Consider the following 10,830-nt stretch of genomic DNA (forward strand, 5'->3'; position numbering starts at 1 on the left):
AGGCTATGTGGCGGACAGTGTACCACCGGTGGTGAGACGACGTTCCTTGGGGCTGCTACGCAGCCCTTTCGCGACACAAGGCCGCTCCTACAAAGGATTGCGTTCCCTGTAGGAGCGGCCTTGTGTCGCGAAAGGGCCGCACAGCGGCCCCAAAATCTCAAGTCAGACCCAGTTCACCCCAGATCCGCCTTACCTCACGACGCTCATCGACGAACTGCGCCGCATCGATCACCCCGGCCTGCTTCTGCAGGGCCTGGCGGTGCGACGCCGAGCGGAACGCCTTGTACACCTCGCGTAGCAGCACGGCGTCGGCGCCGGGCATCAGCCCAGCCTGCTCCAGCTCTTCGAGAATGCGGATGTTGTCGGTCCAGCGCAGTATGGCCGGATGGTCGTGGGACCAGGCCAAAGCGGCGTATTGCACCATAAATTCGATGTCCACGATACCGCCGGCATCCTGCTTGATATCGAACGGCTGGCCGGCCTCGAAGGCGTTGGCCGCAGTGCCTGCGGCAGTGGCCTTGGTGCCCAGGTTGTCGCGCATCTTGGCGCGCATCTCGCTCACTTCGGCGCGCAGCTTGTCCAGGTCTCGAGGCTGGCCGAGCACCTTGGCACGCACCGTCTCGAAGGCACCGGCCACCTGCTTGCAGCCCACCAGCACCCGGGCCCGCACCAGCGCCTGGTGCTCCCAGGTCCAGGCTTCGTTCTGCTGGTAGCGCTCGAAGGCGCCCAGCGAACTCACCAGCAGGCCCGAGGCACCGGATGGGCGCAGGCGCATGTCCACGTCGTAGAGCTGGCCGGAGTTGGTCTGGGTGGTCAGCAGGTGGATGATGCGCTGGCCCAGGCGGGTGAAGAACTGCGCGCCGTCGATGGGCTTGGCGCCGTCGGTTTCGGCGTTCGGGTCGCCGTCATGGATGAACACCAGGTCCAGGTCCGAGCCATGGCCCAGTTCGATGCCGCCGACCTTGCCGTAGCCGACGATGATGAAGCCCGGGTCGCACAGGCTGCCGTCGCTTTTTCGCGGTTGCCCATGACGCGCCACGGTCTGGCGCCAGGCCAGGGCCAGCACCTGGTCGAGAATCGCCTCGGCCAGCCAGGTCAGGTAGTCGCTGACCTTCATCAACGGCAGGTTGCCGCTGATCTCCGAGGCCGCCACCCGCAGACTGTGGGCCAGCTTGAAGTGGCGCAGGGCCTCCATCTGCTGTTCCAGGTCGTCCTCGGGGATGCGCGTCAGGCGTTCGCGCAGCTCGGCGGCCAGCTCCGGCGCCAGCGGCGGGCTGAACAGCCGGCCCTCGTTGAGCAGCTCATCGAGCAGCAGCGGGTAACGGGCGATCTGCTCGGCGATCCATGGGCTGGCGGCGCACAAGGTCAGCAGTCGGCGCAAAGCGCCGGGATTCTCGGTGAGCAGCACCAGGTAGGCCGAACGCCGGGCCACGGCCTCGACCAGCGGCAGCACGCGCTCCAGTACCAGGTCTGGGTTGTCGTGCTCGACCGCCTGCGCCAGCAGGCGCGGAATGAAAGCGTCCAGGCGCTCGCGCCCGATGCGCTGCATCGAGCGCAGGGTCGGGCTGACCCGCAAGGCGTTGAGCCGCCGCAAGGCCTCGGCGGGCTGGCGGAAACCGGCCTCTTCCAACTGGCGCCCGGCGGCGTCTTCGTCCTGGGCCTGTTCCCAAAGTGGCGACCATTCGCCGCCGACCACCAGCTCGCCCTCGGCCTCGTCTTCGTCCGGGTCGGCGATCACCTGGCGGAAATGCCAGTCGATGCGCTCGCGCCACTGCATGAGCTGGTCGTGGAAGGCATTCCAGTCGGCGTAGCCGAGCATATAGGCGATGCGCGCGCGATCGGTTTCGTCGTCGGGCAGCATCTGCGTCTGGCGGTCGGCGATGGCCTGGATGGCGTGCTCGGTGTAGCGCAGGAATTCATAGCCCTCGCGCAGCTCGGTCACCACGGCCGGTGGCAGGTAGCCCTGCCCCTCCAGGGTCGCCAGCACCTTCAACAGGGGGCGCTGCTGCAGGCTCAGGTCACGGCCACCGTGAATCAGCTGGAAGGCCTGGGCGATGAACTCCACCTCGCGGATGCCACCGGCACCGAGCTTGATGTTGTCGGCCATGCCCTTGCGCCGCACTTCCTGCTGGATCAGCTGCTTCATGGTGCGCAGCGCCTCGATGGCGGAGAAGTCCAGGTAGCGCCGGTAGACGAACGGCCGCAGCATCTCCTGTAGCTGCGCGCCAGCGGCCTGGTCGCCGGCCACCACCCGCGCCTTGATCATGGCGTAGCGTTCCCAGTCGCGGCCCTGGTCCTGGTAGTACTGCTCCAGGGCATTGAAGCTGAGCACCAGCGCGCCGGCCGAGCCGTAGGGGCGCAGGCGCATGTCGACGCGAAACACGAAACCGTCGACGGTCACCGGGTCGAGGGCCTTGATCAGGCGCTGGCCCAGACGGGTGAAGAACTCCTGGTTGTCCAGCGAGCGCTTGACCCCCTCGGTCTCGCCGCCCTCGGGGAAGGCGAAGATCAGGTCGATGTCGGACGACAGGTTCAGCTCCACCGCGCCAAGCTTGCCCATGCCCAGCACCACCATGTGCTGGGGCTGGCCGCTGCGGTTGCCGATGGGCGTGCCGAACTGCTGGCAATGGCGCGGATACAGCCATTGATAGGCTTCATCGATGCTGGCGTCGGCCAGGTCGGACAGGTCGCGGCAGGTCTCGGCCAGCGCCGCCTGTCGCGTGATGTCGCGCCAGATGATGCGCAGCTGCTGGCGATTGCGCTCGCGACGCAGGTTGCGCGCCAGTTCGTCCTCGCCCTGCGCGGCCAGGGCGGCGGCATTGATGTGCTCGCGCAGCCGCCCCGGCGCATAGGCGCGATCCATCGCCCCGCTCGTCAGCAGCTCGAACAGCATCGCCGGGTCGCGCTGGGTCTGGACCAGGACGAAGTCGCTGGCAGCGGCCACCTGGCCGAACTGGCGCCGATGCTCGGCGCTCAGCGTGTCGACGTCCAGATCAGGATGGCCAGCCAGGGCATCACGCAGGAACTGTTCATTGCGGGCGACCAGTGGTTGAAGGGCGGCAGGCAGATCGAGCGGCAAAGGCAGGCGCATGGTCTATCCTTGATCGGCGTGAAAGAGAGCGGTTGAGGGGCTGAAACGGGAGCTGGAGCACGGTTGGACTGTCGTACAAAAGTTGTAAATAGCCGAAAAAGACGAAAAATTAGCAAAACCAATCAAGAATCACCCATTCGCGACATGCTCACAACCAACATGAACGTTTTTCCTCACAACCCGGGATGCGACCAAACGTCGCATTTGTGTAGTTTTACTACTACTCCTGATACGCCAAAGCATGAAATGCGAATCCATTTGTAGTAAAACTACACCGCGCCGGATGACTGTCCGGTAATCCAAGAATTCACGACGTCTGCCCATAAGGCCAGTCGCAAACTCAGGCCATCGATTCTGGTGGCCTTTCCGCCCTGGAGCAAGCCATGCAAGACCTCGATCCAATCGAAACCCAGGAATGGCTGGATGCCCTGGAGTCGGTCCTCGACAAAGAAGGCGAAGACCGCGCTCATTACCTGATGACCCGTATGGGCGAGCTGGCCACCCGTAGTGGCTCCCAGCTGCCGTATGCCATCACCACGCCGTACCGCAACACCATCCCTGTCACCCACGAAGCACGCATGCCTGGCGACCTGTTCATGGAACGCCGCATCCGCTCGATGGTGCGTTGGAACGCCCTGGCCATGGTCATGCGCACCAACCTGCGCGACTCGGACCTGGGTGGTCACATTTCCAGCTTCGCTTCCAGCGCCACGCTGTACGACATCGGCTTCAACTACTTCTTCCAGGCCCCGACCGAAGAACACGGCGGCGACCTGATCTTCTTCCAGGGCCACGCCTCGCCAGGCGTCTACGCCCGCGCCTTCATGGAAGGCCGCATCAGCGAAGACCAGATGAACAACTTCCGCCAGGAAGTGGATGGCCAAGGCCTGTCGTCGTACCCGCACCCATGGCTGATGCCTGATTTCTGGCAGTTCCCGACCGTATCGATGGGTCTGGGCCCGATCCAGGCCATCTACCAGGCGCGCTTCATGAAGTACCTGGAAGCCCGTGGCTTCATCCCGGCCGGCAAGCAGAAGGTCTGGTGCTTCATGGGCGACGGCGAGTGCGACGAGCCGGAATCCCTGGGCGCGATCGCCCTGGCCGGCCGCGAGAAGCTGGACAACCTGATCTTCGTCATCAACTGCAACCTGCAGCGCCTCGACGGCCCGGTTCGCGGCAACGGCAAGATCATCCAGGAACTCGAAGGCGTGTTCCGTGGCGGTGGCTGGAACGTCAACAAGGTCGTCTGGGGCCGCTTCTGGGACCCACTGCTGGCCAAGGACACCAACGGTGCCCTGCAGCGCCGCATGGACGAAGTCATCGACGGCGAGTACCAGAACTACAAGGCCAAGGACGGCGCGTACGTCCGTGAGAACTTCTTCAACACCCCAGAGCTCAAGGCCATGGTCGAAGACCTGTCCGACGACGAGATCTGGAAGCTCAACCGTGGCGGCCACGACCCGTACAAGGTCTACGCGGCGTACCACCAGGCCGTGAACCACAAGGATCAGCCGACCGTCATCCTGGCCAAGACCATCAAGGGTTACGGTACCGGTGCCGGCGAAGCCAAGAACACCGCGCACAACACCAAGAAGGTCGACGTCGACAGCCTGCGTCACTTCCGTGACCGCTTCGACATCCCGGTCAAGGATGCCGACCTCGAGAACCTGCCGTTCTTCCGCCCGGAAGAAGGCTCCGCCGAAGCCAAGTACCTGGCCGAGCGCCGCGCCGCCCTGGGTGGCTTCGTGCCGCAGCGCCGTGCCAAGAGCTTCAGCGTGCCGACCCCGCCACTGGAAACGCTGAAAGCGATCCTGGACGGCTCGGGCGACCGCGAAATCTCCACCACCATGGCCTTCGTGCGCATCCTGGCGCAACTGGTCAAGGACAAGGACATCGGCCAGCGCATCGTCCCGATCATCCCGGACGAAGCCCGTACCTTCGGCATGGAAGGCATGTTCCGCCAGCTGGGCATCTACTCGTCGGTCGGCCAGCTCTACGAGCCTGTCGATAAAGACCAGGTGATGTTCTACCGCGAAGACAAGAAGGGCCAGATCCTCGAGGAAGGCATCAACGAAGCCGGCGCCATGTCGTCGTTCATCGCTGCCGGCACCTCGTACAGCTGCCACAACCAGCCGATGCTGCCGTTCTACATCTTCTACTCGATGTTCGGTTTCCAGCGCATCGGCGACCTGGCCTGGGCCGCCGGCGACAGCCGCACCCGTGGCTTCCTGATCGGCGGTACCGCCGGCCGTACCACCCTCAACGGTGAAGGCCTGCAGCACGAAGACGGTCACAGCCACATCATGGCGGGCACCATCCCGAACTGCCGCACCTACGATCCGACCTACGGCTACGAGCTGGCGGTGATCATCCAGGACGGCATGAAGAAGATGACCGAAGAGCAACAGGACATCTTCTACTACATCACCGTGATGAACGAATCCTACCAGCAGCCCGCCATGCCGGCCGGCGCCGAGGAAGGCATCATCAAGGGCATGTACCTGCTCGAGGAAGACACCCGCGAAGCCGCGCACCACGTGCAACTGATGGGCTCCGGCACCATCCTGCGCGAAGTCCGCGAAGCGGCGAAGATCCTGCGTGAAGAGTTCAACGTCGGCGCCGACGTGTGGAGCGTCACCAGCTTCAACGAGCTGCGTCGCGACGGCCTGGCCGTGGAACGCGCCAACCGCCTCAAGCCTGGCCAGAAGCCTCAGCAGACCTACGTCGAAGAGTGCCTGACCGGTCGCAAGGGTCCGGTCATCGCCTCCACCGACTACATGAAGCTGTTCGCCGAGCAGATTCGCCAGTGGGTGCCGAGCAAAGAGTTCAAGGTCCTGGGTACCGATGGCTACGGTCGCAGCGACAGCCGCAAGAAGCTGCGTCACTTCTTCGAAGTCGACCGCCACTTCGTGGTGCTGGCTGCCCTGGAAGCCCTGGCTGACCGTGGCGAGATCGAACCGAAGGTTGTCGCTGACGCCATCGTCAAGTTCGGCATCGATCCGGACAAGCGCAACCCACTGGACTGCTGAGGAGTATTTTTAAGTGAGCGAACTCATTCGCGTACCTGACATCGGCAGCGGTGAAGGTGAAATCATCGAGCTGTTCGTCAAGGTCGGTGACCGTATCGAGGCTGACCAGAGCCTGCTGACCCTGGAGTCCGACAAGGCCTCCATGGAGATCCCCGCGCCGAAGGCCGGCGTGGTCAAGGAACTGAAGGTCAAGCTGGGCGACCGCCTGAAAGAAGGCGACGAGCTGCTGGTCCTGGAAGTCGAGGGCGCCGCTGCGGCGCCCGAGGCTCCGGCCGCTGCCGCCCCGGCTCCAGCTGCTGCCCCGGCACCGGCTGCCGAAGCGGCCCCTGCTCCTGCCGCAGCCCCCGCTGCCGCCAGCGTGCAGGACATCCACGTGCCGGATATCGGTTCGTCGGGCAAGGCCAAGATCATCGAAGTACTGGTCAAGGTCGGCGACACCGTCGAAGCCGACCAGTCGCTGATCACCCTGGAGTCCGACAAGGCCTCCATGGAGATCCCGTCGCCTAGCGCCGGCGTGATCGAAGCCGTGCTGTGCAAGCTGGAAGACGAAGTGGGCACCGGCGACCTGATCTTCAAGATCAAGGCCGCAGGCGCCGCCCCTGCTGCAGCGCCGGCTCCGGCCGCTGCTGCTCCTGCCCCAGCCGCTGCACCTGCCGCCGCCGCGCCGGCTGCTGCGCCTGCTCCAGCTCCGGTCGCCACCGCGCCGGCCGCTGGCAGCAACGCCAAGGTGCATGCCGGCCCTGCCGTTCGTCAGCTGGCCCGTGAATTCGGCGTCGACCTGGGTGCGGTCGCCGCCACCGGCCCGCACGGCCGTATCCTGAAAGAAGACGTGCAGGTTTACGTCAAGGCCATGATGCAGAAGGCCAAGGAAGCTCCAGCCGCCGGTGCTACCGGTGGTGCCGGCATCCCGCCGATCCCTGCCGTGGACTTCAGCAAGTTCGGTGAAGTCGAGGAAGTGGCCCTGACCCGCCTGATGCAGGTCGGTGCCGCCAACCTGCACCGCAGCTGGCTGAACGTGCCGCACGTGACCCAGTTCGACTCCGCCGACATCACCGAGCTGGAAGCCTTCCGCGTCGCGCAGAAGGCCGTGGCCGAGAAAGCCGGCGTCAAGCTGACCGTGCTGCCACTGCTGCTCAAGGCCTGCGCCTTCCTGCTCAAAGAACTGCCGGACTTCAACAGCTCGCTGGCGCCAAGCGGCAAGGCGATCATCCGCAAGAAGTACGTGCACATCGGCTTCGCCGTGGACACCCCGGACGGCTTGCTGGTCCCGGTGATCAAGAACGTCGACCAGAAGAGCCTGCTGCAACTGGCTGCCGAAGCCGCTTCGCTGGCCGAGAAGGCCCGCACCAAGAAGCTCTCGGCCGACGAGATGCAGGGCGCCTGCTTCACCATCTCCAGCCTCGGCCACATTGGCGGCACCGGCTTCACGCCGATCGTCAACGCGCCTGAGGTGGCGATCCTCGGTGTCTCCAAGGCCACCATGCAGCCGGTCTGGGACGGCAAGGCCTTCCAGCCGAAGCTGATGCTGCCGCTGTCGCTGTCCTACGATCACCGCGTGATCAATGGCGCCGCCGCCGCGCGCTTCACCAAGCGCCTGGGCGACGTGCTGGGCGACATCCGCACCATGCTGCTGTAACGCTGCACGCTGCCCCTCCCCGGAGGGGCAGCCCCGTTTTCGAGCTGCCACGCTCGTACCTCAACCCCGCCAATTGGCGGGGCTTTTTTTGTCTGCTACAAGTTTCAAGCTGCAAGCTTCAAGCAAAAGCAGCGAGTTGGGCCATGAGGACGCTTTTTCTTGCAGCTTGCAGCTTGCAGCTCCTGACCTTCAGATTCCCCACCACCAGCCGACAACCTGTTCACAGCATCTCCCACGGCCGCTTGCCAGCCCTGGGGACATGATGCAACCTTGCCCGATGCGCCGTGCTCCAGGCCGCGCCCCTGTTCAAGCGAGTCTTCGATGAAAAGCCAACCCGATGCCGCCAGCCGTGTGGCGGCCGAGGTCGTCACGCAGCTTCCCGTGCCCTCGCGGCTCGGCATGCTGCGTTTCGAACGGCTGAACGAAGCCAGCTGGGCGCTGCTGTACCTCGACCCCGCCTGCGACCGGCAGTTCGGCCTGCCCGCCGCCGAACTCTGCGCCCTGATCGGCTCGCCCTATGCCAGCCTGATGGAGCCCGAGGCCCGCTACAAACTGCACGACGACATCCAGTTGCAACTGGCCCAGCGTGGCTACTACCGGGTGCGCTACACCCTGCACGCCAACCCGATGCCGCTGCGCCTGCTGGAAGTCGGCGAAAGCTACAAGCAGCACAACCGCCAGTTGCTGCGCGGCTACCTGACGGTGATGAACGAACAGGCCGATGACGCCGCGAACCCCGACGCCAACGACCTCGAGTCGCGCAACAGCCGCCTGCAACTGGCCTTGCAGCTGAACCAACGCGCCCAGCAGGAACAGCTCGAGCACCTGGAACGGGTCCGCGCCCAACAGGACCTGATCCTGCGTCTGGCGCGCCAGCGCTACAGCATCGGCAACTCGCTGCTCGAGGCCGCCGAGCTGATCACCCGCAGCGCCTGCGAGATCTACAAGGTCGACTGCGCCAGCATCTGGTACCTGAACGACCAGCGCCTGGAGCCGATCAGCGCCTGGTATCACCGCGAGCAGCGGCACCGCATGCCCGAAGCCATCGATGCCAGCCGCTTCCCCGACTACCTCGAGGCCCTGCACGCCAGTCGTGCCATCGACGCGCACAATGCCAGCCACGACCCGCGCACCCGCGAGATGGCCGAGTCGCTGTACAGCAGCGGCGACAACGCCATGCTCGACGCCAGCATCCGCATCGACGGCCAGGTGGTCGGCGTGCTGTGCCTGGAACAGACGGGCCAGCCCCGGGCCTGGCAAACGGATGAGATCGCCTTCGCCGGCGAGCTCGCCGACCAGTTCGCCCAGGTCATCAACAACCACAACCGACGCACCGCCGCCAGCGCCCTGCACCTGTTCCAGCGCGCCGTGGAGCAGAGCGCCAGCGCGTTCCTGCTGGTCAATTGCGACGGCGTGGTGGAGTACGTCAACCCGAGCTTCACGGCGATCACCCAGTACAGCACCGAAGAGGTCCAGGGCCATCACCTGGCCGAGCTGCCAGCCCTGGAAAACCTCAGCGAGCTGCTGTTCGACTCGCCGTCGAGCCTGGCCATGGGCAACAGCTGGCAAGGCGAGTTCAAGAGCCGGCGCAAGAACCTCGAGCCTTACTGGGGCCAGTTGTCGATCTCCAAGGTGTACGGCGACAACCGCGAGCTGACCCACTACATCGGCATCTACGAAGACGTCACCCAGAGCAAGCTGGCCCAGCAGCGCATCGAGCGCCTGGCCTACACGGACAACCTGACCAATCTGGGCAACCGCCCGGCGTTCATCCGCAACCTCGACGAGCGCTTCGCCCGCGACGGCAATACTCCCATCTGCCTGCTGCTGGTGGACATCGACAACTTCAAGCGAATCAACGACAGCCTCGGCCACCAGACCGGCGACAAGCTGCTGATCAGCCTGGCCCGGCGCCTGCGCAACAGCCTGAGCAACGGTGGCAGCCTGGCGCGCTTCGCCAGCAACGAGTTCGCCGTGCTGCTCGACGACACCGCCCTGGAAGACGGCCAGGGCGTCGCCCACCAGCTGCTGCGCACCCTCGACAAGCCGATGTTCGTCGACAACCAGCTGATCAACGTCACCGCCTCCGTCGGCCTGGCCTGCGCGCCACTGCACGGCAGCGACCCGGCCACGCTGATGAAGAACGCGGGCCTGGCCCTGCACAAGGCCAAGGCCAACGGCAAGCACCAGGTCCAGGTGTTCACCGAGGTGCTCAACGCCGAAGCCAGTTACAAGCTGTTCGTCGAGAACAACCTGCGCCGCGCCCTGACCCAGAACGAACTGGAAGTGTTCTACCAGCCCAAGCTGTGCCTGCGCAGCGGCCGCCTGCTCGGCCTGGAAGCGCTGCTGCGCTGGAACCACCCCGAGCGCGGCATGATCCGCCCCGACCAGTTCATCAGCGTGGCCGAGGAAACCGGCCTGATCATCCCCATCGGCAAGTGGGTGGTGCGCCAGGCCTGCCGCATGAGCCAGCAGCTGCGCGAGGCCGGCTTCGGCAACCTGCACGTGGCCATCAACCTGTCGCCCAAGCAGTTCTCCGACCCTGAGCTGGTCAGCTCGATCGGCGGCATCCTCAAGGAAGAAGCCCTGCCACCGCACCTGCTGGAGCTGGAGCTGACCGAGGGCCTGCTACTGGAGGCCAGCGAGGATACCCACCGCCAGCTCGACGAGCTCAAGGCCCTGGGCCTGACCCTGGCCATGGACGACTTCGGCACCGGCTACTCGTCGCTGAGCTACCTGAAGAAGTTTCCGATCGACATCATCAAGATCGATCGCAGCTTCATCAACGAGATCCCCGACAACCAGGACGACATGGAAATCACCTCGGCGGTGGTGGCCATGGCGCACAACCTCAAGCTCAAGGTGGTCGCCGAAGGGATCGAGACGCCCGAACAGCTGGCGTTCCTGCGCCGGCACCGCTGCGACGTCGGCCAGGGCTACCTGTTCGACCGGCCGATTCCGGGGCGCGAGCTGAACGAGAAGCTGCGCCGCTATCCGCGTGGGCCGGTGGCCTGACAGCGGGGCCAACCTCGGGCACTATAGACATCACTTGCCTTCTGGGGCTGCTGCGCAGC

Annotated in this window: 4 protein-coding genes; 3 read left to right on the plus strand and 1 reads right to left on the minus strand. The window is 65.1% G+C overall.

The features are described from left to right. Positions 1–157 precede the first annotated feature (157 nt). Positions 158–3,091 (minus strand): bifunctional [glutamate--ammonia ligase]-adenylyl-L-tyrosine phosphorylase/[glutamate--ammonia-ligase] adenylyltransferase, encoded by a 2,934-nt coding sequence (gene glnE, locus N5D48_RS11090; RefSeq protein WP_279884056.1) that lies wholly within the window; start codon positions 3,089–3,091, stop codon positions 158–160. Between the two features lie 383 nt (positions 3,092–3,474). On the opposite strand from glnE, the gene aceE reads away from it, so the two are divergent. The 3 genes from aceE (at position 3,475) to N5D48_RS11105 (ending at position 10,771) form a co-directional block, all read left to right on the plus strand. Next, entirely contained in the window at positions 3,475–6,120 is a 2,646-nt protein-coding gene (aceE, locus tag N5D48_RS11095) for a pyruvate dehydrogenase (acetyl-transferring), homodimeric type (RefSeq protein WP_279884058.1), read from the plus strand. 13 nt (positions 6,121–6,133) lie between these two features. Further along, entirely contained in the window at positions 6,134–7,756 is a 1,623-nt protein-coding gene (aceF, locus tag N5D48_RS11100; protein ID WP_279884059.1) for a dihydrolipoyllysine-residue acetyltransferase, read from the plus strand. Between the two features lie 321 nt (positions 7,757–8,077). Continuing rightward, positions 8,078–10,771: a GGDEF and EAL domain-containing protein gene (locus tag N5D48_RS11105; RefSeq protein ID WP_279884061.1), complete on the plus strand. Its 2,694-nt coding sequence runs from the start codon at positions 8,078–8,080 to the stop codon at positions 10,769–10,771. Positions 10,772–10,830: the final 59 nt, after the last annotated feature.

Source organism: Pseudomonas sp. GD03858, assembly GCF_029840925.1.
GTDB lineage: Bacteria > Pseudomonadota > Gammaproteobacteria > Pseudomonadales > Pseudomonadaceae > Aquipseudomonas.